The sequence below is a fragment of the Pseudomonas sp. NPDC089392 genome (genome assembly GCF_044749595.1).
Classification (GTDB): domain Bacteria; phylum Pseudomonadota; class Gammaproteobacteria; order Pseudomonadales; family Pseudomonadaceae; genus Aquipseudomonas.
This window is the reverse complement of the sequence record NZ_JBIVIF010000012.1, coordinates 56,221-80,037: the sequence shown is the minus strand read 5'-3', so window position 1 is coordinate 80,037 and position 23,817 is coordinate 56,221. Positions and strand designations below refer to the sequence as shown.

The following is a 23,817-nucleotide window of genomic DNA, read 5'->3' as shown; positions in this document are numbered from 1 at the left end:
GATTTTATTTGGATGGATTTATGTTTCGCTGACGCAGTTGTGCGACTGGAAAGATGGATTATTTTTGTAGGACGTATCTTACTTATGAAGTTGTTTATATACTTTCAGTTCTTGCACTTGGCCATCACCACCTGGCAAGTTTTGGGTGTGCCCCCCGAGCGGGTGGCATAGCGTATGCAATTGGTCATTGATTTCTGCCGGGCATTGCTCAGGGTATTGCCCCAGGCCAGGCCGCCTTCGCCGGTAGTGGGGACGGCTTTGGCGAAACAGTTGGAGCCCACTGCAGGCGTGGCGTAGCGGGCCTTGCTGGCTTTGCTGGAGCAGCCAGCGGTGAGCGCCAGGCTAAGGGCGAGCAGGGTGGTCAGCGCCAAGGACGCGTTCGGGTGGATCGCTTTTCTGCTCATGTGTTCCCCCTTCGTTTACCGGGCGGCTAATGACTTGCAGGATATTTCATTCTAGCGAAGCGGTGAACTATCGCGTCGCCAAGAGCCTGGCTCACACTTGCAAAGATTGCACCCCGTTGTAGGAGCGGCTTTAGCCGCGAACACCGGCAAAGCCGGTGCCATGCACCGCGCTGGCTTCTTCGCGGGCAAGCCCGCTCCTACACGTATTGCGCAAGCTTCGGGCTCACGCGGTACGTGGGAGCGGCTTTAGCCGCGAACACCGGCAAAGCCGGTGCCATGCACCGCCCTGGGTTCTTCGCGGGCAAGCCCGGCGCCCGGTAAGGCCGTCCCCGCAAGGCATGGGATTGCCTGTAATCAGAACCGGTAGTTGAAGCTGGCTTCCAGTGTGCGCGGTGCACCTGGGGTGACCAGGTCTACCGAGCCGTGCGCCGAGGCGTAGTAGTCGCGGTCGAACACGTTCTTCAGGCGCAGCGCGGCGTCCCACTGCTGCACACCGTACAGCAGCGCGGCGTCGAAGGTGGTATAGCCCGGCATCACCACCACGTTGTCGAGTGCGGTGTAGCGTTCGTCGACGTAGTTGGCGCCGGCAGCCACGCGCCATTCCGGAGTCAGGGTACGCACCAGCCAGACGTTGGCGCTGTTACGCGGCGTCAGGGTTGGAGTTTGGCCTTCGTTGGCCACGCCGTTGGTCTTGCTGTTGGACTTGGTGATCTCGGCATCCAGGTAGGCGTAACCGGCGTAGACCTGCCACTTGTCCGTCAGCTGCCCGCTGACGGTGGCTTCGAAGCCGTCGGTACGTTGTTCACCCGCCAGCACGGTCAGGTTGGGGTTGGCCGGGTCGGCAGTCTTCATGTTGGTGCGCTCCAGGCGGAACACTGCAGCAGTCACCGACAGGCGGCTGTCGAGCAGGTCCCACTTGGCGCCGATTTCGTAGTTGGTGGTTTCTTCCGGCTCCAGATGCTGGTTGGTCGGGCTCACCGCGAACACCTCGCCCGAAGGCTGGTAGCTGCGGCTGACCGACACGTAGTAGGACTGGATGGCGTCTGGCTGATATACCAGGCCGGCACGCGGGCTCCAGGTCTTGTCGGTACGGTCGAGGTCGACGTTCTGCACGCGGTCGTCGTCGTACTCCTGGCCGAAGATGTCATAGCGCACGCCGACCAAGGCCTTCCAGTGCTCGTTCAGCTCGATCATGTCCTGCAGGTACAGGCCGGTGGTCTGCTGGAAGTTGGTGCCCTGGGACGACAGGTTGGCGGCGTGCTCCGGCACCGGCACCAAGGCGTCGCGGTATACCGGCACTTGGGCCACGTTGTTCTGGCTCAACACGCGCTGGTACTTGTCCTGGAAGCCCACTTCCACGCCATACAGCAGGTTGTGCTGCATGCCGGCCAGTTGCGCCTGCTGCTTGAGCTCGGTCTGGTTGAACACGCCGTACTCGTCACGCGCAACGTTGCCGCGGTTGAGCTTGACCAGCAGTTCGCCGTTGGGCGCGGTAACGAAGCGCGTCGGGGTGCTGTCGGCCAGGGTGTTGTTGCGGTCCAGGTCGTAGCGGTAGTAACGGCTGGTGTTGGTCAGGGTGAAGTCGTCGTTGATGCGGTAGTCCAGGCTGGCGGTCAACGAGAACACTTCGCTGCGGGCGTAGTCCTGGTCGGCATCGCCGGAACCGAAGCGCTTGCCGCGGTCCACGTCCACCGGGCGATTGCCCAGGGCCGGGATGCCGAAGTCGATCAGGCGCTTGTCGTATAGGTAGGTGGCGCCCAGGTTCAGTTCCAGGTCGTCGGACAGGCGGAAGTAGGCCGATGGTGCGATGGCCTTGCGATCGATGTAGCCATCGTCGCGGAAGGTATCGCTGTCTTCGAATGCACCGGTCATGCGGTAGGCCTGGTTGCCCTGCGGGTCGGCCCAGCCGGTGTCGAACTGGGTGCGGCGCTTGCCCTCGCTGTCGAAGCTCATGCCGACTTCGCGCTTGGGCGTGAAGCTTGGCTTCTTGCTGATGCTGTTGATCAGGCCGCCCGAAGAACCACGGCCATACAGCACGGCAGCCGGGCCCTTGATGACCTCGACACGCTCAATGTTGGACAGGTCGCGGAAATACAGGGCGTCGTCGCGCACGCCGTCGATGTACATGTCGCCAATGGCGCTGAAGCCGCGAATGGTCACCTGGTCGCGCTGGCCATCGCCGTTGGACATGCCGATGCCGGGCACGTTCTTCAGCACGTCTTCCATGGACTGCGCACCCTGGTCCTTGATCACACTCTCGGGCACGACGTTGACGGTTTGCGGGATATCGCGCAGCGGTGCATCGACTTTCAAGGCGCTGCGGCTTTCACCGGCCTTGTAGCTTTGCTGCTCGTAGGCGCTGGTGATGGCAGTGGCGGGGAGGGCGAGGGAGCCCTGAGCTTCGGTTTGAACGGCAGCGTGAACAGCAGGTACAACCAGCAGGCCCAGCATGGAAATGGATGCCGGGGCAACAGACCTTTTTGCCATTACAGGTGACTCTTTGTTGTTTTCGAAGGTCACGAATAGTAATGATTTGTAAATGTAAAGCAAGTGTAAAGAGTTCGCATTTGCTGTTGCAAGGATTTCCATGACGAAAATGCGCCGGAATGGGTCGCGTGAGAAGTGCCGGCAAGGCGGCAGGTAATGGCTATGCTTGTTAGCGCGTAAACATTTCCCGCACCTATTCGGTCTTGATTACATGGAAGCAGGCCTATGAACCCAATTCGTTCTCTCGCTCGTGCTGTTGCCCTTGCCACACTGGGCTCTGCCGCCAGTTTCACGGCGCAGGCTGCCGGTATCCCTATCGGCAGCGAGGCGCTGGAAAGCCACGTCACCACGCAGGTCACGGCCATCGACCTGGCCACCCGCCAGGTTACGGTGAAAGGCCCTGACGAGAAGAAGGATGTGACCTTCCAGCTGACCGAGAAGGCCAAGGCGCTGCCCAACCTCAAGGTGGGTGACCAGGTCGACATCTATGTGACCCGCGCAGTGGCCTATGTGCTGAATCCTGAAGTGGGTGGGGCGCCGAAGGCGAGCGAAGAGTCCGGAACCATTCGTGCAACCGAGCAAAACCCCAACCCGGGCGGCGAGGCATTCCGCCAGGTCAAGGTCACGTCACAGATCAAGAAGATCGACCTCAAGAAGCATGAAGTCAGCCTGCTGCCACCAGAGGGCAAGCTGCAGGTGGTCAAGGTCGAGAACCCTGACCTGCAGGCACGCATGAAAAACCTCAAGGTCGGCCAGACGGTCGACGCGATCTACACCGAAGTGCTGCGCGTCGAAACCTCGCGCTAACGCCTCATTGGGGAAGACTGCGGGTTGCCCGCGTATGGATCCGCCGTGATGCCTTGCATGATGGCGGATACCGTTCGAACAGCTGGAGCACCCAGTCGGGCCGAGTCTTGCTGGCATCATTGAGCCAATTGGCAACCGAGTCCTGGGCATACTTGTCGGCTTCGGCCAGGCGGGGTACCAACAGCGGCTCGGCCACTTCCGGTGCCTGTTTGAGTGCGGCGATGTGTTCGCACCAGACCCCACGAGGGCGCAGCACCTCGACGCAGAAACGGCGCACCAACGGGTTTTTGTCACCCGCATGCTGGCCGAGCAAGGCCAGTGCGCCTTCCAGTTCTTGGGCTAGGCGCGGGCGCAGGGCCATCCAGGCCCACTCGCGGACGCCGAAATGTTCATCCTGAGCAAAACGTAACTGGGCCAGTAATGCCGCCTCAAGGTTGAGCGAGCGCGACAGGTGTGCCTGAGCGAAAGCCGCCCAACTGCGAAGCGTATCGGAGCGGTGTGCGCTGCAGTACTCGAAAACTTGCTGACGCTGGTGCGCCGGGGCTTGTTCCAGCCACTGCCCAAGGGTGAGCCCGATGGCTGCGATCTTTTTCGACAGGCCCAGCGTCTGGCTGGCTTCGGCGGTGGCGGCCAACTGCTGGGCCAGGGTGGTGGGCAGCTCACTGGCCACTGCATGGGCCACGGTCAGTTGGTTCACTGCCAGGCATTCGGCCAGGTTGCGGGTTGCTAGTTGTCCGTGATCAATCAGGGTTTTGCGTTCATCTGTCATCGAATGTGCTCCATCACATACGGTATTCGTTGGGTTCCAGTCGTGGCTCCCCCGGCATGTCCTGGGGCGTCGCGGCTGGGCTGCATCCTAGTCCAATCGACAGAAATCGTAAGCTGATATCCATTTGGCGAATGATTGGCGTGCACACTTTCAATTTCCATAGATGCAGGGAATTTACCGATCATGGCCTGAACCTTTTTCAGGAACGAGACTGCCATGTTCAGTAAAACCCTGTGCCTGCTGGCACTTCCCTTTGCCTTGGCGCTGCTTGCCGGTGCCGTGCTGCCGTTTCAGGCGGCAGGCAACGCTGCTGTCGGCCGGGCGCTGGGGCATTGGTTATGGGGGGCGTTCACCTCGTTGACGGTCAGTTCGGTGGTGGTGATCGCCGCGTTGCTGGTTCTCAGGGTGCCGGCGCCGGATTTGGGCAAGGCGATGCAGGGGCCTTGGTGGCTATGGATCGGGGGTGTGCTGGGGGCGATGTACGTGGCCGGTGCCGCAGCGCTCACCCCTAAGCTGGGGGCGGCGGGGTTCCTGGTACTGGTGGTGGCGGGGCAGATCATCACGGCCGTTCTTGCCGACCATTTCGGGGTGATGGGGCTGGCGGGCAAGCCGCTCAACCTGGCCAGGCTGGCGGGTGTGCTGTTGATCCTGTGCGGTGTATTGCTGGTGCAGGGCACCTGGGCCGTGCCTTCGCCTGCCAGTACCACTGCGGTGGTCAAGCAGCCAGAAGGCTGATCAGTGCCCTGGCTGGCTGCAGGCCCACACGGTTTCACGCAGCCAGCGATGCCCAGGGTCGCTGTCCTTGCGGCTGTGCCAGGCCTGTTGGTAGTCGAAAGCAGGAATCGCCAGTGGCGGCTCGAACTGGCGTAACGCCTTGTGCGGGTGCAGTGAGCCCACCGCGCGGCTGGCCACGGTAAGGATCAGGTCGGTACCGGCCAGCACCTCGACTGCCGCGCTCCAGTGCGGCAAGGCCAAGGCAATTCGGCGGCGCAGGCCCAGGGCAGCGAGCGCACGTTCGATTTCATCGAAGGCATCCGGGCGCATGGCCATCAACACATGCGGGCGCGCCAGCCAGTCTTCCAGGGCCAGGCCGCCGCTGGCCGGTAGCACCTGGCGGTCGGCAACGCTGATGAAACTGTCAGCGAACAGCGGCTGGGCGGTGATCGCCTGGGGCAGATCGGGAAAGATGCCCAGGGCCAGGTCCAGTTCACCATCGAGCAGCTGGGCCAGCATGGTCTCGCGGCTGGCCTGGCTGATGGCCAGGTCCACCCCTGGCGCGACTTGGCGCAGGTGGCGCAGCAGGGACGGCAGGATGATGCGCGAGGAGTAGTCGGACAGCGACAGCCTGAAACGGCGTTGGGCTTTGGCCGGCTCGAACTGCGGGGCGGCCAGCAGGCCGTTTAGGTTGCCCAGTGCGTCTTGAAGCGGCCTGGCCAGCGATTGGGCGCGGGAGGTCAGGGCCATGCGGCCGTTCTGGCGGACCAGCAAGGGGTCGTCGAAATGCTTACGCAACTGCGCCAAGGCATGGCTTACCGCCGGTTGGCTGCGGTGCAGGCGCAGGGCGGCGCGGGTCACGTGCTTTTCGCTGAGCAGGGCGTGCAGGGCGAGGAGCAGGTTGAGGTCGATCTTGCGCAGCTCATCCATGGGATGAATGGCCTCTATAGAATCTGGCGGCTTTGATCAGCTTACCAAATGATTGAGCCTTGCACGGTCACTGTAGGAGCGGCCTTGTGTCGCGATGGGCCGCAAAGTGGCCCCGGATTTTCAGCTGCGCAGCAGATTTCGCTGGGGCCGCTTTGCGGCCCATCGCGACACAAGGCCGCTCCTACAAGGACCGCGTCATCTGTCGGGGTTATACTCCCAAGCCGTTTCACTGTTATCCGAGTATTTCGATGGGTCTTTCCGCAACTGCCACACCTGAACCGCGTCGCCTCGGCGCGCCTTTGATTGCCTTGGCCCTGCTGCTGGCCGGTGCCTGGTTCCTCAACCTCAACGCTGGCTTCAAGCAGGTGTTACTGCTGCTCGTTGGCGCGGCGCTTGGCCTGACGTTGTATCACGCCGCCTTCGGCTTCACCTCGGCCTGGCGGGTGTTCATCAATGAGCGGCGAGGTGCAGGCCTGCGTGCGCAGATGGTGATGCTGACCCTGGCCGTGCTGTTGTTCTTCCCGGCGCTGTCGGCGGGCAGCCTGTTCGGCAACCCGGTCACCGGCCTGGTAGCCCCGGCCGGCGTGTCGGTGGTGTTCGGTGCGTTCATCTTCGGCATTGGCATGCAGTTGGGCGGCGGCTGTGCGTCGGGCACACTGTTCACTGTGGGCGGGGGTAATGCACGCATGCTGGTGACCTTGTTGTTCTTCATCATTGGCTCGGTCACCGCCACCCACCATGCCGACTGGTGGTTTGCCTTGCCGTCGTTTCCGGCTACCTCGATCCTACAGGCCTGGGGTGTAGGGCCGGCGCTGCTGGTGAGCCTGGCTGTATTCGGGCTAGTCGGCTGGGCCACCGTGGTGCTGGAGAAGCGCCGGCATGGCGCACTGGAGGCACCGCTTGCCAGCCAGCACCAGGGCCTGCGCCGCTTCCTGCGTGGCCCTTGGCCGTTGTTGTGGGGCGCGATTGCCTTGGCACTGCTGAACTACGCGACGTTGGCGCTGGCGGGGCGGCCGTGGGGCATTACTTCGGCCTTCGCCTTGTGGGGCGCAAAGGTCCTCAACGGGCTGGGCGTGGATGTCGGCAGCTGGGTTTTCTGGCAGGCACCGGCCAATGCCAAGGCCTTGGCCGCGCCGTTGTGGCAGGACATCACTACCGTAATGGACTTGGGCATTGTGCTGGGTGCATTGCTGGCGGCGGGCCTGGCCGGACGCTTTGCCCCGAGCCTGAAAATTCCGTTGCCGTCGTTGGTAGCTGCGGTGATTGGCGGCCTGCTGCTGGGCTACGGTTCGCGCCTGGCTTACGGCTGCAACATCGGTGCGTACTTCAGTGGCATCGCCTCAGGCAGCGTGCATGGCTGGTTGTGGCTGGTGGCGGCCTATGCCGGTAACCTGATCGGTGTGCGACTGCGCCCATTGTTCTTCGCCGGGGAGCGCCGCCCTGCGGTACTGAGCGGCTGCTGAAGCGTATTGCTGCAAGGGATGCAGAAATCATCTGCATCCCGCCTGATTGTTCAACTTTTCCTACCTGTTTAGCCTGACTCGAACACTCATCCAGCAGGATTCGATCATGGCTAACCGCATCATCCTCAACACCACCGGCACTGCCGATGTCATGCAGCTGGAACACATACACGCGCAAGTGCCAAGGCCCGGCCAGGTCTGGCTGGAGCAGACGACCATGGGCGTGAACCCGCTGGACGTGTTGCAGCGCAAGGGCGGTGCACCGCTGGCATTGCCGTCCGGTCTGGGCCTGGAGGGCGCAGGCCGGGTCGCCGCCATCGGTGATGGGGTACACAACGTGCAAGTGGGGGACCGGGTCGCCTATGCAATGGGGCCAGTCGGCGCCTATGCCAGTGGCCGCCTGTTCCCGGCCGAGCGCCTGGTCAAGCTGCCGTCGCAACTGGATGACCAGGCAGCGGCTGCGGTGCTGTTCAAAGGCATCACGGCGCAATACCTGCTGAAATCCACCTATGCCGTAGGGCCGGGCACCCAGGTACTGTTGTATGGTGCAGCCGGCGCCTTGGGCCAACTGATGGCGCCTTGGGCGCGGCATTTGGGGGCTACGGTGATCGGCGTAGTGTCGCGCCCGCAAAGCGTGGCACGGGCGCAGGCGGCGGGCTGTCACCATGTGCTGGTATTCGACGCGGCAACGCTGGCCGGCCAAGTGCGCGAGCTGACCCGCGGGCAAGGGGTGGACGTGGCCTATGATTGTGTCGGCAAGGTGTCGCTGGAAGCCTCTCTGGACAGCCTGCGGGTGCGTGGCCTGCTGGTTTCGTTCGGCGGCACCTCAGGCGCCCCGGCGGCCATCGAGGTAGCCACGCTGAATGCCAAGGGCTCGCTGTACCTGACCCGGCCTTCGCTGGCGGCACACACCCGCACGGTTGACGAATACCAGCAACGCGCCGCCGATGTGCTGGCGGCGGTCGCCGAGGGTATCATCCAGCCTCGGGTCTGGCGCAGCTACCCGCTGGCCGAAGCGGCCAGGGCCCACGGGGACCTGGAGCAAGGGCTGTCGGAGGGCGCGCTGGTCCTTACTGCCTGATCTCTGATCCCACTGCCTTGTGCCGAGCCTTGCCATGGATGCCTTTGATAGCCGCCGCGCCGATGAACTTGCCACCTTGCTGGCCCTGCATGAGCAGGGGTCGTTTGCCGCTGCCGGGCGGCAGTTGGCGCGCCACCCCACGGTGCTGTCGAAGCGCCTGAGCGCACTGGAGGCGCGCCTGGGCATTCGCCTGGTGGAGCGCAGCACGCGGCAGTTGCGCTTTACCGATGAGGGCGCGCGGCTAGTGGCCAAGGTGGGCGAGGCCAACCGGCTGATCGCCGAGGCGGAGCAGGAGGCGGCTGAGGGTGCGGCAACGGTACGTGGCCGCCTGCGTCTCGCGTTGCCGGCAGCCATGGGCCGGCGTTGGTTGAGCGGGATGCTAGCCGACTTCGTGCTGGCCTATCCGCAGGTGACGGTGGAGGCTGAGTATGCCGACCGTTTCGTCGACCTGATCGGCGAGGGCTTCGACGCTGCGATTCGCATTGGTGAGCTGGCAGATAATCGCCTGGTGGCCAAGAAGTTGTGCGACCACGTGCGCATCCTGTGCGCGTCTCCCGGGTATCTGGTTCGGCATGGTGCGCCTGCGCAGCCGGAAGATTTGTCCGGCCATAATTGCCTGGGCTTCAGTGGCCTGCGTTCATTTCCCGAGTGGCGCTTGATGAGTGGCGGGCAGCAGGTGAACGTCAAGGTCGCCGGCAGCCTGCGCAGCAATGACAACGAAGCGCTGCTGGAGGCGGCGCGGCGTGGCGTGGGTATTCTTGCCGGGGGTGATTGGCTAATGGGTGAGGACCTGGCCAGCGGGCGCCTGCTGCGGGTGCTGCCGCACTGGCAGCTGGACGTGGCGGCAGGCATTTATCTGGTACGGCCGACAGCGCGCCTCAACACTGCCGCCCTGGGCGCCTTGAAAGCCTGGCTGGAACAGCGCTTCAAGGCCGGTGCCCCCTGGCGGCCTTGAAGCGCTCCTACAGGTTTAAAACATAACTAACTGATAAATAACAAATTACCTTTTAGCTACAGCATGCTGTACACACTGCTCGTAGTAGGTCTGCTTGATCGCCGCGGGTTTGATCCGCGAGCGGCTGTTGTAGGTCTGTTCGGTAATGCCGAAAGCGGTCATGCGCATCCACGGTTTGGGGAATTTGCGCACCTGCAGCTTCTTGCGCGTGGCATACAGGGTTACCCCGGAAAGCTTGGCCTGCTGGGCCTCGGCGGCTATCTGCGCACCCCAGCCGCAGGTGTGGCGATCATTCTGGCTCAGCGCCCGAGCCTGGGCGCCGAAAGCGAGCGTGGCCAGCACACAGCCGGCCATCGTTGCTAGAAGTACTCGCATGTTGCTGTCCTAAGCATCTGAAGATGAAGGAAGTTTGCCTTCGCTTTCAGAGGCTGGGGGCCAGCAATTTGCCGTCAGATCGTGGCCATGCGTAGCGGGTTGGCGGCTGGTGTGCGCAAGCTGGCCCAGGCCAGGCTGGCGACCCAGATCACCGACACGCCATAGTTCAGGCGTTGATACAGGCCGAACAACTGGCCGCTTTGTGCCGCCTGGCCCATCAGCGCGACGGTGATGATCGCCAGTACCACGCAGGCCAGGGAGAACAGTGCCAGCCCCTGTGAGCCGGCAATGCGGTTGCCCAACCAGGCCCACAGGGCGCTGGCCAGGGTCAATGACAAGAACATCAGCAGGCCAGACAGGTTATGCAACTGCTGTGAGGTGGACGGCTGCGCCGGTGCGCAACCTTGGTCGCAGGGAAACCAGCCCGTGCCCAAACTGCCGATGCCATGCAGCAGCACCAGGCCTGCACTCAGCAGCGCCAGTTTCGAGCCACGCCAGCGCCGCGCCAGGCCCCATGCAAACAGGGCGAACAAGGCGGCCAACGGGAAGTTGTTGACCAGCGGTGACCAATGGTGGGTCGGCGAGCCTGCAGCGCCGAGCTGGCTCATGGCTTGTTGCAGGTGGCTGTAGCCGGGGTAAGCCTGGGCGGTGAGCCATACACCTGCCAGCAACCAGAGGGGAATCAGCAGGCCGCTGGCGAGCAGCAGGCGGTCTAATGGCTTCATGCTGCGGTTTCCTTCCATGGATGAGTGAGCGTGAAGGCGCACAGTACAGGCTTTTGCGCGCTCTGGACCAGCGCTTCCACGCGTTTTTTTACAGGCTTTGGCCTACAGGCCGAGTAAGAAATACCGCACCGGGAGTATGTGATCGTACAACTGCTTGCGCTATGATGAGCGCTGTCTTTCAAGGTGAAATACAGGGCAATGACAGAGCAGCAGGTACAGGCAAAGACCCGGCGCAAGCCGCGCAGTCTGGCCCAGGAACTGGTCACGGTGCTGACCGAGCGAATTCGCAGTGGCCAGCTCAAGCGCGGCGACAAGCTGCCGACCGAATCGCAGATCATGGCCGAAGAGGGCGTCAGCCGCACCGTGGTGCGTGAGGCGATCTCGCGGTTGCAGGCCGCCGGGCAGGTCGAGACCCGCCACGGCATCGGCACCTTCGTGCTGGACGCGCCGGCTACGGGGGGCTTTCGCATCGACCCGGCGACGGTGGTCACCCTGCGTGAAGTGCTGGCAGTGCTGGAGTTGCGCATTGCCCTGGAGATCGAGTCGGCGGGCCTGGCGGCGCAGCGGCGCAGTGATGAAGAGCTGGCCGGCATGCGTGCGGCGCTGGACGAACTCAACGAAGGGGCTGCCCATGCCACCGATGCGGTATCGGCGGATTTCCAGTTCCACCTGCGCATTGCCCAGGCCAGCGGCAACCACTACTTCGCCGACATCATCAACCACCTGGGCACCAGCATCATTCCGCGTACCCGGCTGAATTCGGCGCGCCTGGCCCATGATGACCAGGCGCATTACATGAGCCGGCTGATGCATGAGCATGAAGCGATCTACGAGGCCATTGCCCGGCGTGACAGCGAAGGGGCGAAGATGGCCATGCGCATGCACCTGAGCAACAGCCGCGAGCGCTTGCGCCAGGCGCATGAAGAGGCTGAGGCGCAAGGGGCCTGAGGCCTTTGTTACCTGTGCTGGCCTCTTCGCGGGTAAACCCGCACAGGGACCCCAAAGGGCTCAAGCCTAAGGTGGTCCCTGTGGGAGCGGGTTTACCCGCGAAGAGGCCGGTACAGGCAAAAGAAAAGCCCCGCCATGTGCGGGGCTTTCTGGTTTCAGGGGGATCAGATCGCCCCTTCACTCCACTGCCCATTCACCAGCCGACGCACCCCCAGCGGGTTGCCATCGCGCAGTGCCTCAGGCAGCAGCGCCTGCGGGTAGTTCTGGTAGCACACCGGGCGCAGGAAGCGGTCGATGGCCAGGGTGCCGACCGAGGTGCCACGTGCATCGGAAGTTGCCGGGTACGGCCCGCCGTGGACCATGGCATCACACACTTCCACCCCGGTCGGGTAACCGTTGACCAGGATCCGCCCGACTTTCTCTTCCAGCAGCGGCACCAGCCAGGCAAAGGCCTCGAAGTCCTCCGGCTCGCCGATCAGGGTGGCGGTCAGCTGGCCACGCAGGCCGAGCAGGGCGGCGCGCAGCTGGTCGTTGTCCTGCACTGCCACGGCCACGGTGGTGGGGCCGAACACTTCTTCCTGCAGCAGCGGATCAGACTCGACCAGCAAACGGGCATCGGCCTTGAACAGCTGGGCACGGGCCTGGCTGCCTTCCTGCGCCTGGCCGGCCAGGTGCTCGATACCGGCGTGGGCGTGCAGGTGCTCCAGGCCGCCGACGTAACTGCGCAGGCCGCCGGCGTTGAGCATGGTCTGCCCGGCCTGTTGGTCCAGGTGTTGCCCCAGGTCGGCCAGCAGCTGGCTGTACTGCGGCGACTGCAGGCCGATCACCAGGCCTGGGTTGGTGCAGAACTGCCCGGCACCCATGCACACGGAGCCAGCCAGTTCGCGGGCGATGGCCTCGCCACGCTTGGCCAGGGCGCCCGGCAGGATGATCACCGGGTTGATGCTGGACATCTCGGCGAACACCGGGATTGGCTGCGGGCGCTCGGCGGCCATGCGGCACAGGGCGTCGCCGCCTTTCAGCGAGCCGGTGAAGCCAACCGCCTGGATAGCCGGGTGTTTGACCAGCCACTCGCCCACGCCGCCACCGAAGACCATGTTGAACACACCCTTGGGCATGCCGGTACGCTCGGCGGCACGCACGATGGCGCAGCCGACCAGGTCGGCGGTGGCCATGTGGCCGCTGTGCGCCTTGAACACCACCGGGCAGCCGGCGGCCAGTGCCGCTGCGGTGTCGCCACCGGCGGTGGAGAAGGCCAGCGGGAAGTTGCTGGCGCCGAACACGGCGACCGGGCCGACGCCGATGCGCATCTGGCGCAGGTCTACGCGGGGCAGCGGCTGGCGCTCGGGCAGGGCCAGGTCGATGCGTGCGCCGAGGTAATCACCACGGCGCAGCACTTGGGCAAACAGGCGCATCTGGCCGCTGGTACGGCCGCGCTCGCCCTGGATGCGGGCGGCGGGCAGGGCGGTTTCGCGGCAGACGATGGCGACGAAGGCGTCGTCCAGTTCGTCCAGCTCGGCGGCGATGGCGTCGAGGAACTCGGCGCGGCGTGCAGGTTTGAGGTTGCGGAATTCGACGAAGGCGGCAGCGGCCGCCTTGGCGGCCTGGTCCACTTCGCTTTCGGTGGCTTGGGCAAAGCTGTAAGGCAAGGCTTCGCCAGTGCTGGCGTCCAGGCTCTGCAGGCGCTGTGGGCCAGCGGCGCTGCGCTGGCCGGCGATGAAGTTGTGGCCGAGGATTTCAGGCATGGGGTGCTCCTGTAGAGAGTTGTGAAGGAAGAGAACTTGCTTGCGGAGTTTGCTCGGGCCCTGTGGGAGCGGGTTCACCCGCGAACACCGGCGAAGCCGGTGCCATGCACCGCGTTGGATTCTTCGCGGGTGAACCCGCTCCCACAGGGATCGCGACTCACTGTGAGACCGAGCAAGCTTGGGGCATCAGGTAATCGGTGCCGGGTTGAACAGGGTGATGTCGTTGTGCAAACGGTGCTGTTCGGCCCAGGTCTGTTTGCGGCCGCTGGCCACATCCAGGTAGTAATGGAACAGCTCCCAACCCAGCTCCTCGATGGTCGAGCGGCCGCTGGCGATGCGCCCGGCGTCGATGTCGATCAGGTCGGGCCAGCGCTGGGCCAGCTCGCTACGGGTGCACACCTTGACCACTGGCGCCATGGCCAGGCCATACGGGGTGCCGCGGCCAGTGGTAAACACATGCAGGTTCATGCCGGCAGCCAGCTGCAGGGTACCGCAAACAAAATCGCTGGCCGGGGTGGCGCAGAAGATCAGGCCCTTGCGCTTTACCCGCTCGCCCGGGCCGAGTACGCCCTGGATGGCGCCGCTGCCAGACTTGACGATCGAACCCAGGGACTTCTCGACGATATTCGACAAGCCGCCTTTCTTGTTGCCCGGCGTGGTGTTGGCGCTGCGGTCGGCGGCGCCTTGCTGCAAGTAGCGGTCGTACCAATCCATTTCACGTACCAGTGCATCGGCGACGTCCTGGTTTTCCGCGCGGGAGGTCAGCATGTAGATGGCGTCGCGTACTTCAGTCACTTCCGAGAACAGCACGGTGGCGCCGGCGCGTACCAGCAGGTCGGCGGCGTAGCCCAGCGCCGGGTTGGCGGTGATGCCCGAGAAGGCGTCGCTGCCTCCGCACTGCATGCCGAGGATCAATTCGCTGGCCGGTACGGTTTCGCGGCGGCGCTGGTCGAGTTTTTTCAGGCGTGTTTCGGCCAGTTCCATGATCTGTTCGATCATTTCCACAAAGCCCAGGCTAGCGTCCTGCAGGCGGTACAGCCATGGCTCGCTGAGGTCCACCGACGGGTCATTGTCGTGCATCACCTGGCCGGCCTGCAGTTTTTCGCAGCCCAGGCTGATGACCAGCGCCTCGCCACCCAGGTTGGGGTTGCGCGCCAGGTTGCGCACGGTGCGGATCGGGATATAGGCATCGCGGGCGTTGATTGCCACGCCGCAGCCATAGCTGTGGGTGATGGCCACCACGTCATCGACATTGGGGTACTTGGGCAGCAGTTCGCTGCGAATGCGTTTGACCGCATGCTCCAGCACGCCGGTCACGCATTGCACTGTGGTGGTGATGCCGAGGATGTTGCGGGTGCCGACGGTGCCGTCGGCGTTACGGTAGCCTTCGAAGGTGAAGCCATCCAGCGCTGGCAGCGGCTGCGGAACGGCGTCGCAACGCGGCAGGCTGTCCAGCTCGGGGGCAGCAGGCATGGCCAGTTGGCTCTCCTGCACCCAGCTGCCCTGGCGCAAGTCTTCCAGCGCATAGCCAATGATTTGCCCGTAGCGGCGCACCGGCTCGCCCTTGGCGATGGCCACGGTGGCGACCTTGTGGCTTTGTGGCACGCCTTCGACCAGGGTCAGGCCGTCGGCAAAACGGGCGCCTTCGCCCAGGCCGCCGTCGTTGACCACCACCACGACATTGTCGTCGTCGTGCAGGCGGACGTAGCGGGGCGAGTCGGAATGTTCGATCAACTGCATGGTTGGGCCCTACTTGTCAGGTTCTCAGGCTTTTTGTACATCCGCCCGCACCAGGGTTACCGGCGCGGGCGTGTTCACTCAGTGTCGCGAGCTGGCCAGTTCGCTGTTGGCGGCAGGCTCAGCCTGTGGCTTTGGGGCATCATCGCGCAGCTCGATACGCTTGATCGGGCCGACGATCACCAGGTAGCTGAATACCGCTACCAGGGCGTTGGCGCCCACATACACCAGGGCCCACTTGAACGAGCCGGTGGCGCTGATGATGTAGCCGATCACGATTGGCGTGGTGATCGAGGCGATGTTGCCGAAGGTGTTGAACAGGCCGCCCGACAGCCCGGCAATCTGCTTGGGCGAGGTGTCGGCGACTACCGCCCAACCCAGTGCGCCGATGCCTTTGCCGAAGAATGCCAGGGTCATGAAGCCGACCACCATCCACTCGGCGTCCACGTAGTTGCAGAACACCATGGTGGTAGACAGCAGCAGGCCGCAGACGATCGGCAGTTTGCGCGAGAACGTCAGCGAGTTGCCACGGCGCAGCAGCCAGTCCGAAATCACGCCACCCAGCACACCACCGATGAAACCGCAAATCGCCGGCAGCGAGGCGATGAAGCCGGCCTTGAGGATGGTCATGCCACGTTCCTGCACCAGGTACACCGGGAACCAGGTCAGGAAGAAGTAGGTGATGGCGTTGATGCAGTACTGGCCCAGGTATACGCCCAGCAGCATGCGGCTGGTCAGCAGTTGCTTGATGTAGCCCCATTTCGGGCCGTCGTTGCCGCGCTTCTGGTCCATGTCCACCAGGCCACCGTTCTGCTCGATGTGCTCGAGTTCGGCCGGGCTGATGCGCGGGTGCTGCCTGGGGTTGTGGATAGTCTTCAGCCACACCATGGAGAACACGATGCCCAGTGCGCCCATGACCACGAATACATGCTCCCAGCCGAAGCTGAACACGATCCAGCCCATGATGGGCGCGAACAGTGCGGTGGCGAAGTATTGCGCCGAGTTGAAGATGGCTGATGCGGTGCCGCGTTCCTGGGTCGGGAACCAGGCCGCGACGATGCGCGCGTTGCCCGGGAACGACGGGGCTTCGGCGAAACCGACCAGGAAGCGCAGGGTGAACAACGTCACCACCGCCCAAGCCACCGGCAAGCCACCGACAAACCCCTGCAGCAGGGTGAACAGCGACCAGGTGAAGATGCTGAAGGCGTAGACGTTCTTGGAGCCGAAGCGATCGAGCAGCCAGCCACCAGGAATCTGGCCAGCCACGTAAGCCCATCCGAAGGCGGAGAAGATATAACCGAGGGTTACGGCGTCAATGCCGAGGTCTTTCTGCAGGCTGGAGCCTGCGATTGCGATGGTAGCGCGGTCGGCATAGTTGATCGTGGTCACCAGAAACAGCATGAACAGGATCAGGTAGCGCACATGCGTCTTTTTAGTCGCTTGCATGCTGGCAATACTCCCACTAGTTATTTTTGTGCGGGCTCACGAATTGTAACCGGAGTGGGGGCTTCCCACTCCGGGTGCGGCAAGGGCAGGCCGCGGGGGTCGCTTATTGCGGACCCATCTTGTCCATAAGGGCTGCGAGCATTTCGTACTCTTCGGCAGTCAGGTCGGTCAGCGGGGTGCGTACCGGGCCGGCGTCGTAACCGGCGATCTTGGCGCCGGCCTTGACGATGCTCACGGCGTAACCGGCCTTGCGGTTACGGATGTCCAGGTACGGCAGGAAGAAATCGTCGATCAGCTTGGCCACGGCGGCGTGGTCGTCACGGGCGATGGCGTTGTAGAAGTCCATGGCCGTCTTCGGTACGAAGTTGAACACGGCGGAGGAGTACACCGGCACGCCCAGGGCTTTGTAGGCGGCAGCATACACTTCGGCGGTCGGCAGACCACCCAGGTAGCTGAAGCGGTCGCCCAGGCGGCGACGGATCGACACCATCAGTTCGATGTCACCCAGGCCGTCCTTGTAGCCGATCAGGTTCGGGCAGCGCTCGGCCAGCTTTTCCAGCAGGTCGGCGTTCAGGCGGCAGACGTTGCGGTTGTAGACCACCACACCGATCTTCACCGATTTGCACACGGCTTCGACGTGGGCGGCAACACCGTCCTGGCTGGCTTCGGTCAGGTAGTGCGGCAGCAGCAGCAGGCCCTTCGCACCCAGGCGCTCGGCTTCTTGTGCGTACTCGATGGCCTGGCGGGTGGAGCCACCGACGCCAGCGAGGATCGGTACCGAAGTGGCACAGGTGTCGACGGCGGTCTTGATCACCTGGCTGTATTCGCTGGCGGCCAGGGAGAAGAACTCACCGGTACCACCGGCGGCGAACAGGGCGCTGGCGCCGTATGGGGCCAGCCATTCCAGGCGCTTGATGTAGCCAGCCTGGTTGAAGTCGCCCTGGGCGTTGAAGTCGGTGACCGGGAAAGACAGCAGGCCGTGGGAGAGGATGGATTTAAGTTCTTGAGGATTCATTGTTGTTGGCATCCTGTGGCGCTTGGGTGAAGGGTGTTGTTCTGTGTTGGAGGTAAGTTATCGTACAACTAGTGCGATGACTAGTCCCTTTTGAGAAAATTTTTTGTGGGCTCAAGATGCATGTCTTGGCATTTGCAGCGCCTATCAGACCGAGCGCCGCCCGCGCGGCGCTTCGCGGCACAAGGCCGCTCCCACATCTGTTTCGGGCCAATTATTCCTGTGACATAGGCGCGCGCACCCTTGGTGCATGACAGGAAATTGAAGAAGAACAGGTGTGCAACCCACAATATCGAAGGGAACAAACAGGGCGGGCAGAGGTGAAGGCCCAGGAGAGACTGGCCCGAAACAGATGTGGGAGCGGCCTTGTGCCGCGAAGCGCCGCGCGGGCGGCGCTCGATCTCAAGGGCGCTAAAAATGTAACGACGACCACATAGCAGTCATCGTATCTCTTGGGGGAGGAAAAAACGATCGCGGAGACAGGCACAAGCCCGCCGCCCGATTCCACGGGAAGTGTTCTGGGACCAGCAGAGGGTGACCGGGGAAACGGGGGCGGCCTTGCGCCGCCCCGCGATCAAAGCAGAGGAAACTGAGGGTCAGGCCGCGCGCTTGATCTGCGCCTTGCGTACCTGGGCACGGCAAGCATCACCGAAAGCCTGGAAAATCTTGATCGAATCAGGGTTCTTCGCCGCTTGCCACTCAGGGTGCCACTGCACGGCAAACAGGAACGGCGAAATGCTCGGGGCGTGAATCGCCTCGACCAAGCCGTCTTCGGCGTGGGCGATGGCCTCGATGCCGGCGCCGAGCTTGTGCAGGCCTTGGCCATGCAGCGAGTTGACGCGGATTTCGTCGGTACCCAGGGTGTCACGCAGCCAGCTGCCCGGCTTGATCTTCACGCTGTGCACCTGGGCGTACTGCACCTCGACCGGGTCTTCCGGGTTTTCCCGGTGGTCGTTGAAGCCAGGCTCGGCGTACACCTTCTGGTAGATATCGCCACCCAGTGCCACGTTGATTTCCTGCATGCCACGGCAAATGCCGAAGATCGGCAGGCCACGCTTGAGCGCCGCCTTGACCAGCGGAATGTCGAACAGGTCGCGGTTCTGGTCCTGGCCCTTGCCTGGGGTCTGGTTTTCCTGGCCGTACAGGGCCGGGTCGATGTTGCTGCCGGCGCCGGTCAGGTACACGCCGTCAGCCATGTCCAGGTAGGTCTCCAGGTCTTCAGTGCCGCAGCAAGTGGGCACCAGCACCGGGACGCAATCGGAAAACTCGACCAGCGGGGTGATGTATTTGTGGGTCATGACCTGGTAGTCATGGCCTTTGCGCTCTTGGCTGCCCATGGTCATCAGGACGACGGGTTTGCGCAGGGAGGGTTTCTTGTTGCCAATGTTGCTGTTGGACATATGTCACCTTGGGACAGGTTCAACCTGTCGTTGTTGTGCAGGCGCACGGCGCGGGGCTCTGAGTGCTGCCTGTAGCCCCGAGCACTGCCGGCTCGTCGAGGCGACGATTCCGGTCGGGGCCTGTAGATAGCTTGCCAGAGCCGTTCGATATGTCAAACGAAGGAAGAGAGCTTTAATGCGGGAATGCGCCGGTTTTTGGGGGCTGAAACCGATGCGGGCCTGTGGCGGCGTGGGTTTGGCGGGGGTGAAAGTCAATAATATTTAACGATGCAGTTGGGTCATTGCAGCGGTGCAATGAAGGTGTTGCCTGGGCTGGCCTCTTCGCGGGTGAACCCGCTCCTACAAGGGCGTAGAGAACCCTGTAGGAGCGGGTTCACCCGCGAAGAGGCCGGAGCAGGTATCAGTGCAGTATCTGCGCCAGGAACCCCTTGGCCCGCTCGGTACGCGGCTGGTTGAAGAACACCTGCGGCGGGCTGTCCTCGATGATCTGCCCACCTTCAAGGAACAGCACCCGCTCGGCCACCTGCCGGGCAAAGCCCATTTCATGGGTAACGCAGAGCATGGTCATGCCAGTGCCAGCCAGTTGCACCAGCACATCCAGCACCTCGGCGACCATTTCCGGGTCCAGCGCCGAGGTTGGCTCATCAAACAGCATGATCCGCGGCTTCATGCACAGCGCCCGGGCAATCGCCACGCGCTGTTGCTGGCCGCCAGACAACTGGCTGGGGTACTTGTGCGCCTGGCTTTCGATACCCACCTTCTTCAGGTACATGCGCGCCCGCTCCTCGGCATCTTTGCGCGACAGCCCACGCACGCTGGTGGGGGCCAGCAGGCAGTTGTCGAGCACGCTCATGTGCGGGAACAGGTTGAAGTGCTGGAATACCATGCCGATGTCGCTGCGTATTTGCGCCGCCTCGCGGCTGGTGGCCGCCAGGTCGATGCCGTCCACCTGGATGCTGCCCTGCTGGGCGATTTCCAGGCGGTTGATGCAGCGAATCAGCGTCGACTTGCCCGAGCCGGACGGCCCGCACAGCACGATGCGTTCACCTTCGCGCACCTGCAGGTCGATGTCGCGCAGCACGTGAAACGCGCCGTAGTGCTTGTTCAGGCCTTCGATGCGGATCAGCACCGGGCGCGGGTCGGGTTCGGGGGCAAGGGTGGCAAGGCTCAGTGGTGCGGTCATCTTGTTGTTCTCCCGCGTGGGTTCAGTCGAAACGGGTCGCGCTGTAGGGCGCGGGGTCGGTGAAGGGGCGTTCGCCAGTGAGCAGCTCGGCCAGCAGGCGGCCGCTGACCGGGCCGAGGGTAAGGCCATGGTGGGCGTGACCGAAGTTGAACCACAGGCCAGGGTGGCGCGGCGCCGGGCCGATCACCGGGCGCATGTCGGGCAGGCACGGGCGGCGGCCCAGCCACGGGGTATCGTCCAGGCGTTCACCCAGGGCCGGGAACAACTTGCGCGCCAGGGCTTCGCAGCGGCCCAGCTGAATCTGGTTGCCCGGTGCGCTGGCCGCGTCAAACTCGATGCCGGTGGTCAGGCGCACACCACGGGCCATCGGTGCCAGTACATAGCCGCCCTGGGTGTCGCAGATGGAATGCTCCAGCTGCGCGCCGTCACGGGTGCTGTAGTGCATGTGGTAGCCACGCTTGATGGCCAGCGGGATCTGGTAGCCCAGGCCGCTGAACAGGTCGGCCGACTGTGGGCCAAGGCAGGCCACTACTTCGTTGGCGGTGATCGGACCGCGGCGGCTGTCGACCTGCCATTTGCCTTCTACTTGGCGCAGGCTGCGCGCATCGCCATGCAGGAACTGCCCGCCGCGTTGCTGGAACAGCGCCGCATAGCCACGAGTGAGGGCGCCGGGGTTGTTCACGGTCTTGGGGTCGAGCCAGTGGATGCCGCCAACGACGGTGGCGTCCAGCTGGTGCTCACGCGCCTGCAACTGCCCGCATTCGAGGATTTCGAACTGCAGGCCATACCGGCTCAGGCCTTTGGCGTCGGTCTTGGCCTGCTCGAACAGCGCCGGGTCGCGGAACACCTCGATCCACCCCTTGGCCTGCACCAGCCCTTCCAGGCCGGCCGCCGCGATCAGGGCGTCATGCTCTTCAACGCAGCGCTGCACCAGCGGCAGCATGTCGGCGGCAGCGCCGGCCAGGCACCCAGGGGCTGACTGCCGCCAGTAGCGCCACAGCCAGGGCGCGGCCTTGGGCAGGTGCATCAAGCTGTAGCGCACATCGGGTTGGCGGTTCAGGCCGTAGCGCAGCAGTGCACCCAGTTGCCGGGGGAAGGCATAGGGGATCACGCTGGAGCGCTCGATCAGCCCGGCGTTGCCGTGGCTGGTACCGCTGCCCGGTTCGTCGCGGTCGATCAGGATCACCTGGCGCCCGCGGGCCTGCAGGTGCAGGGCGGTGCTGACGCCGACGATGCCGGCGCCGAGAACAAGGGTCTGGCAATGCATGGAACGTATCCTTCGGTCAGTTCAGGTGGCGGCCCAGGCGGGCTTCCAGGTGTTTCAGCAGGCGCCGCACCAGTTCGACGATCACCAGGTAGAGCACGGCGGCCCACAGGTAGATCTGGAAGTCGAAGCTGCGCGAGAAGGCCAGTTTGGTCACGCCCATCAGGTCGTAGATGGTCACCAGCGAGGCAATCGCGCTGGCCTTGATCATCAGGATCAGCTCGTTGCCCAGCGGGCCGATGGCCACCAGCAGCGACTGCGGCAATATCACCTTGAAGAAGGTGGTCGAGCGTTTCAGGTTCAGCGCCCGCGCTGCTTCATGCTGGCCAGGGGCAACCGCCATCAGGCTGCCGCGGAAGATCTCGGCCTGGTAGGCAGCGGTGTTCAGGGTGAACGCCAGCAAGGTGCAGAACCACGCCTCGCGGAAGAACCACCACAGGCCGACGTCCTGCCAGAAGCCCTTGAGCGAACCCAGGCCGTAGTACAGCAGGAACAGCTGGGCCAGCAGCGGCGAACCGCGGAAGAAATACACGTAGCCGGCGGCCATGCGCTGCAGCAGCAGGCTGCGCGACATGCGCGCCAGGGCCAGCAACAGGCCGAGCACGGCGCCCAGGCTGAAGGAAATCGCCACCAGCTTGGCGGTCACCAGCAGGCCGTCGAGAAAGCGCGGGCCGTAGCGCTCCAGCAGGTCGGGGTCGAGTACCAGTGCCAGCAGTTGATCGAAGCTCATGCGCGTGCTCCTTGCAGGTGGCGGTTGCTGCGCCGTTCGATGTAGGCGAACACGCGCCCGGACAGTGCCGCGAACAGCAGGTAGCCCAGGCAGGCGACGCCATAGAAGAACATCGGCTCCTTGGTCACGCTGACCGCCAGGTTGGTCTGGCGCATCAGGTCGACCAGCGAGATGGTCGATACCAGCGAAGTGTCCTTGAGTAGCGACAGCCAGTTGTTCGACAAGCCGGGCAGGGCGATGCGGGTAAGTTGCGGCAGCAGCACCTTGAAGAAGCCGGTGCGTTTGCTCAGGCCCAACGCCGAGCACGCTTCCAGCTGGCCCTTGGGCAGGGTCTTGAAGGCCGCCAGCCAGATCTCGCTGGAGAACGCGGCGAATACCAGGCTGAAGGCGATCATGGCAGCGAGGAAGGTGTTGATCAGGAACTCACCCTCATAGCCCATGGCGGCGAGAATCTTCTGCGCGGCGATCTGGCAGCCGTAATAGATGATCAGCAGCGTCAGCAGCTCGGGCAGGCCGCGGAACACGGTGGAAAAGGTGGTGGCCCAGGCCCGCGGCAGGCGCTTGCGTGAGCGTGCGGCCAGGGCGACGACCAGGCCCAGCGGCAGGCCGATGGGCAGGCAGGCCAGGGCCAGGGATACGGTAACCAGCGCGCCGGCCAGCAGCGCCTGGCCCCAGCCTCCGCTGGCGAAGGACAGCAAGGACAATTGATCGAGCATGACGAACCCCTAAGATGGGCAACGCGGTCTCTTTGTAGGAGCGGCCTTGTGTCGCGATAGGGGTGCGCAGCACCCCCACATTTGCAGCTTCGCGGCGAAGAGTGCCGGGGCCGCTTTGCGGCCCTATCGCGACACAAGGCCGCTCCTACAGGGATTGCGCAGTTTCCAGAAGATCAGTTGTAGATATCGAAAGCAAAGTACTTGCTGGCGATCTTCTGGTAGGTGCCGTTGGCCACGATCTGCTGCAGCGCGGTGTTCAGGCGCTGGCGCAGGGCTTCATCGTCCTTGCGCACGGCAATGGCGGCATCGGCCTTGGTGTCGGCCACGTCGCCGAGGATCTTGCAGCAGTCGCCGCCGTTCTTGGTCATCCACTCGTGCAGCGGGAATTTGTCGGCAATCACGCCGTCCAGGCGGCCAGCGGCAAGGTCGGCGTTGGCTTCGTCCATGGTCGGGTACAGCTTCACGTCGGCGCCGGCCTTGGCGTATACATCTTCGGCGTAGATGGCCTGGGTGGACGACGACTGGGCGCCGACGGTGTAGCCGACGAAATCGGTCTGGGCGTTGTCGATCTTGCTGTCCTTGGCGACTGCCACGGTCAGCGGGGTGCGGTAGTAGTGGTCGGTGAAGGCAATTTTCTTGCGCCGCTCTTCGGTGTCGATCATCGACGCGACCACCGCGTCATACTTGCGCGCCATCAGCGCCGGGATGATGCCTTCCCAGTCCTGGGCCACCAGCGTGCACTCGACTTTCATCTGTTCGCACAGGGCATGGGTGATGTCGATGTCAAAGCCATGCAGCTGGTTGTTGGCATCGACATAGTTGAAGGGCGGGTAGGCGCCCTCGGTGGCGAAGCGCAGGGTTTCGGCACTGGCGGCACCCGTCAGCAGCAGGGCACACGCACCCACCAAGGCCATGGTCTTGTTCAT

Annotated in this window: 22 protein-coding genes; 6 read left to right on the top strand and 16 right to left on the bottom strand. The window is 63.7% G+C overall.

Features of this window, described 5'->3' with window-relative positions:
* Window positions 1-104: 104 nt before the first annotated feature.
* Window positions 105-404, bottom strand: a complete 300-nt coding sequence (locus ACIP1G_RS13320; protein WP_400737562.1) for a hypothetical protein — start codon at window positions 402-404, stop codon at window positions 105-107.
* 354 nt (window positions 405-758) lie between these two features.
* A complete protein-coding gene (locus tag ACIP1G_RS13315; protein ID WP_400737560.1) occupies window positions 759-2,891 on the bottom strand; it encodes a TonB-dependent receptor in 2,133 nt (710 codons plus the stop codon).
* Between the two features lie 225 nt (window positions 2,892-3,116).
* Here ACIP1G_RS13315 and ACIP1G_RS13310 point away from each other — a divergent pair, with 225 nt between their 5' ends.
* Window positions 3,117-3,698 (top strand): hypothetical protein, encoded by a 582-nt coding sequence (locus ACIP1G_RS13310; protein WP_400737558.1) that lies wholly within the window; start codon window positions 3,117-3,119, stop codon window positions 3,696-3,698.
* A gap of 4 nt (window positions 3,699-3,702) precedes the next feature.
* On the opposite strand, the gene ACIP1G_RS13305 is transcribed toward ACIP1G_RS13310, so the two are convergent.
* Window positions 3,703-4,467, bottom strand: coding sequence for a hypothetical protein (locus ACIP1G_RS13305; RefSeq protein ID WP_400737556.1), 765 nt, complete (start codon window positions 4,465-4,467; stop codon window positions 3,703-3,705).
* A 216-nt stretch (window positions 4,468-4,683) separates the two neighbouring features.
* Here ACIP1G_RS13305 and ACIP1G_RS13300 point away from each other — a divergent pair, with 216 nt between their 5' ends.
* Window positions 4,684-5,202 carry a DMT family transporter gene (locus tag ACIP1G_RS13300; protein WP_400737554.1) on the top strand — a complete coding sequence of 173 codons (519 nt, stop codon included), beginning with the start codon at window positions 4,684-4,686 and terminating at the stop codon, window positions 5,200-5,202.
* On the opposite strand, the gene ACIP1G_RS13295 is transcribed toward ACIP1G_RS13300, so the two are convergent.
* Window positions 5,203-6,111 (bottom strand): LysR family transcriptional regulator, encoded by a 909-nt coding sequence (locus tag ACIP1G_RS13295; RefSeq protein ID WP_400737552.1) that lies wholly within the window; start codon window positions 6,109-6,111, stop codon window positions 5,203-5,205.
* A 248-nt stretch (window positions 6,112-6,359) separates the two neighbouring features.
* Here ACIP1G_RS13295 and ACIP1G_RS13290 point away from each other — a divergent pair, with 248 nt between their 5' ends.
* From ACIP1G_RS13290 to ACIP1G_RS13280, 3 genes are all read left to right on the top strand, one after another.
* Window positions 6,360-7,574, top strand: a complete 1,215-nt coding sequence (locus ACIP1G_RS13290; protein ID WP_400737550.1) for a YeeE/YedE family protein — start codon at window positions 6,360-6,362, stop codon at window positions 7,572-7,574.
* Between the two features lie 106 nt (window positions 7,575-7,680).
* A complete protein-coding gene (locus ACIP1G_RS13285; protein ID WP_400737548.1) occupies window positions 7,681-8,655 on the top strand; it encodes a quinone oxidoreductase family protein in 975 nt (324 codons plus the stop codon).
* Window positions 8,656-8,689: 34 nt separating this feature from the next.
* Window positions 8,690-9,610: a LysR family transcriptional regulator gene (locus tag ACIP1G_RS13280; RefSeq protein WP_400737546.1), complete on the top strand. Its 921-nt coding sequence runs from the start codon at window positions 8,690-8,692 to the stop codon at window positions 9,608-9,610.
* A gap of 45 nt (window positions 9,611-9,655) precedes the next feature.
* Here the strand turns inward: ACIP1G_RS13280 and ACIP1G_RS13275 are convergent, their stop codons facing one another.
* Window positions 9,656-9,985: a hypothetical protein gene (locus tag ACIP1G_RS13275; RefSeq protein ID WP_400737544.1), complete on the bottom strand. Its 330-nt coding sequence runs from the start codon at window positions 9,983-9,985 to the stop codon at window positions 9,656-9,658.
* Between the two features lie 74 nt (window positions 9,986-10,059).
* The gene (locus tag ACIP1G_RS13270; protein ID WP_400737542.1) at window positions 10,060-10,710 is read right to left on the bottom strand and encodes a DUF998 domain-containing protein; all 651 of its coding nucleotides are present in this window, start codon (window positions 10,708-10,710) and stop codon (window positions 10,060-10,062) included.
* 198 nt (window positions 10,711-10,908) lie between these two features.
* Between ACIP1G_RS13270 and ACIP1G_RS13265 the strand changes: the two genes are divergently transcribed.
* Window positions 10,909-11,658 carry a FadR/GntR family transcriptional regulator gene (locus tag ACIP1G_RS13265; protein ID WP_015270701.1) on the top strand — a complete coding sequence of 250 codons (750 nt, stop codon included), beginning with the start codon at window positions 10,909-10,911 and terminating at the stop codon, window positions 11,656-11,658.
* Window positions 11,659-11,822: 164 nt separating this feature from the next.
* On the opposite strand, the gene ACIP1G_RS13260 is transcribed toward ACIP1G_RS13265, so the two are convergent.
* The 10 genes from ACIP1G_RS13260 to ACIP1G_RS13215 all read right to left on the bottom strand — a co-directional run bounded on the left by ACIP1G_RS13260 (window position 11,823) and on the right by ACIP1G_RS13215 (window position 23,817).
* The gene (locus tag ACIP1G_RS13260; RefSeq protein ID WP_400737540.1) at window positions 11,823-13,403 is read right to left on the bottom strand and encodes an aldehyde dehydrogenase (NADP(+)); all 1,581 of its coding nucleotides are present in this window, start codon (window positions 13,401-13,403) and stop codon (window positions 11,823-11,825) included.
* A 186-nt stretch (window positions 13,404-13,589) separates the two neighbouring features.
* Entirely contained in the window at window positions 13,590-15,143 is a 1,554-nt protein-coding gene (gene garD / locus ACIP1G_RS13255) for a galactarate dehydratase (protein WP_400737538.1), read from the bottom strand.
* Between the two features lie 78 nt (window positions 15,144-15,221).
* The gene (locus ACIP1G_RS13250) at window positions 15,222-16,586 is read right to left on the bottom strand and encodes an MFS transporter (protein WP_400737536.1); all 1,365 of its coding nucleotides are present in this window, start codon (window positions 16,584-16,586) and stop codon (window positions 15,222-15,224) included.
* A 103-nt stretch (window positions 16,587-16,689) separates the two neighbouring features.
* Window positions 16,690-17,601, bottom strand: a complete 912-nt coding sequence (gene kdgD / locus ACIP1G_RS13245; RefSeq protein ID WP_264362989.1) for a 5-dehydro-4-deoxyglucarate dehydratase — start codon at window positions 17,599-17,601, stop codon at window positions 16,690-16,692.
* A gap of 593 nt (window positions 17,602-18,194) precedes the next feature.
* Window positions 18,195-18,998: a gamma-glutamyl-gamma-aminobutyrate hydrolase family protein gene (locus ACIP1G_RS13240; RefSeq protein WP_400737532.1), complete on the bottom strand. Its 804-nt coding sequence runs from the start codon at window positions 18,996-18,998 to the stop codon at window positions 18,195-18,197.
* Between the two features lie 400 nt (window positions 18,999-19,398).
* Entirely contained in the window at window positions 19,399-20,181 is a 783-nt protein-coding gene (locus tag ACIP1G_RS13235; protein ID WP_400737529.1) for an amino acid ABC transporter ATP-binding protein, read from the bottom strand.
* 22 nt (window positions 20,182-20,203) lie between these two features.
* The gene (locus tag ACIP1G_RS13230) at window positions 20,204-21,448 is read right to left on the bottom strand and encodes an FAD-dependent oxidoreductase (protein ID WP_400737526.1); all 1,245 of its coding nucleotides are present in this window, start codon (window positions 21,446-21,448) and stop codon (window positions 20,204-20,206) included.
* A gap of 16 nt (window positions 21,449-21,464) precedes the next feature.
* The gene (locus tag ACIP1G_RS13225; RefSeq protein ID WP_346646370.1) at window positions 21,465-22,175 is read right to left on the bottom strand and encodes an ABC transporter permease subunit; all 711 of its coding nucleotides are present in this window, start codon (window positions 22,173-22,175) and stop codon (window positions 21,465-21,467) included.
* A complete protein-coding gene (locus tag ACIP1G_RS13220; RefSeq protein WP_016713841.1) occupies window positions 22,172-22,891 on the bottom strand; it encodes an ABC transporter permease in 720 nt (239 codons plus the stop codon). Before ACIP1G_RS13220 ends, ACIP1G_RS13225 begins: the two co-directional genes overlap by 4 nt.
* A gap of 173 nt (window positions 22,892-23,064) precedes the next feature.
* The gene (locus ACIP1G_RS13215; protein WP_400737522.1) at window positions 23,065-23,817 is read right to left on the bottom strand and encodes a transporter substrate-binding domain-containing protein; all 753 of its coding nucleotides are present in this window, start codon (window positions 23,815-23,817) and stop codon (window positions 23,065-23,067) included.

Bases quoted from the DNA above. Each gene is read 5' to 3' on its own strand.
- ACIP1G_RS13320 (WP_400737562.1), bottom strand. From the start codon at position 404: ATGAGCAGAAAAGCGATCCACCCGAACGCGTCCTTGGCGCTGACCACC.
- ACIP1G_RS13315 (WP_400737560.1), bottom strand. From the start codon at position 2,891: ATGGCAAAAAGGTCTGTTGCCCCGGCATCCATTTCCATGCTGGGCCTG.
- ACIP1G_RS13310 (WP_400737558.1), top strand. From the start codon at position 3,117: ATGAACCCAATTCGTTCTCTCGCTCGTGCTGTTGCCCTTGCCACACTG.
- ACIP1G_RS13305 (WP_400737556.1), bottom strand. From the start codon at position 4,467: ATGACAGATGAACGCAAAACCCTGATTGATCACGGACAACTAGCAACC.
- ACIP1G_RS13300 (WP_400737554.1), top strand. From the start codon at position 4,684: ATGTTCAGTAAAACCCTGTGCCTGCTGGCACTTCCCTTTGCCTTGGCG.
- ACIP1G_RS13295 (WP_400737552.1), bottom strand. From the start codon at position 6,111: ATGGATGAGCTGCGCAAGATCGACCTCAACCTGCTCCTCGCCCTGCAC.
- ACIP1G_RS13290 (WP_400737550.1), top strand. From the start codon at position 6,360: ATGGGTCTTTCCGCAACTGCCACACCTGAACCGCGTCGCCTCGGCGCG.
- ACIP1G_RS13285 (WP_400737548.1), top strand. From the start codon at position 7,681: ATGGCTAACCGCATCATCCTCAACACCACCGGCACTGCCGATGTCATG.
- ACIP1G_RS13280 (WP_400737546.1), top strand. From the start codon at position 8,690: ATGGATGCCTTTGATAGCCGCCGCGCCGATGAACTTGCCACCTTGCTG.
- ACIP1G_RS13275 (WP_400737544.1), bottom strand. From the start codon at position 9,985: ATGCGAGTACTTCTAGCAACGATGGCCGGCTGTGTGCTGGCCACGCTC.
- ACIP1G_RS13270 (WP_400737542.1), bottom strand. From the start codon at position 10,710: ATGAAGCCATTAGACCGCCTGCTGCTCGCCAGCGGCCTGCTGATTCCC.
- ACIP1G_RS13265 (WP_015270701.1), top strand. From the start codon at position 10,909: ATGACAGAGCAGCAGGTACAGGCAAAGACCCGGCGCAAGCCGCGCAGT.
- ACIP1G_RS13260 (WP_400737540.1), bottom strand. From the start codon at position 13,403: ATGCCTGAAATCCTCGGCCACAACTTCATCGCCGGCCAGCGCAGCGCC.
- garD (WP_400737538.1), bottom strand. From the start codon at position 15,143: ATGCAGTTGATCGAACATTCCGACTCGCCCCGCTACGTCCGCCTGCAC.
- ACIP1G_RS13250 (WP_400737536.1), bottom strand. From the start codon at position 16,586: ATGCAAGCGACTAAAAAGACGCATGTGCGCTACCTGATCCTGTTCATG.
- kdgD (WP_264362989.1), bottom strand. From the start codon at position 17,601: ATGAATCCTCAAGAACTTAAATCCATCCTCTCCCACGGCCTGCTGTCT.
- ACIP1G_RS13240 (WP_400737532.1), bottom strand. From the start codon at position 18,998: ATGTCCAACAGCAACATTGGCAACAAGAAACCCTCCCTGCGCAAACCC.
- ACIP1G_RS13235 (WP_400737529.1), bottom strand. From the start codon at position 20,181: ATGACCGCACCACTGAGCCTTGCCACCCTTGCCCCCGAACCCGACCCG.
- ACIP1G_RS13230 (WP_400737526.1), bottom strand. From the start codon at position 21,448: ATGCATTGCCAGACCCTTGTTCTCGGCGCCGGCATCGTCGGCGTCAGC.
- ACIP1G_RS13225 (WP_346646370.1), bottom strand. From the start codon at position 22,175: ATGAGCTTCGATCAACTGCTGGCACTGGTACTCGACCCCGACCTGCTG.
- ACIP1G_RS13220 (WP_016713841.1), bottom strand. From the start codon at position 22,891: ATGCTCGATCAATTGTCCTTGCTGTCCTTCGCCAGCGGAGGCTGGGGC.
- ACIP1G_RS13215 (WP_400737522.1), bottom strand. From the start codon at position 23,817: ATGAACAAGACCATGGCCTTGGTGGGTGCGTGTGCCCTGCTGCTGACG.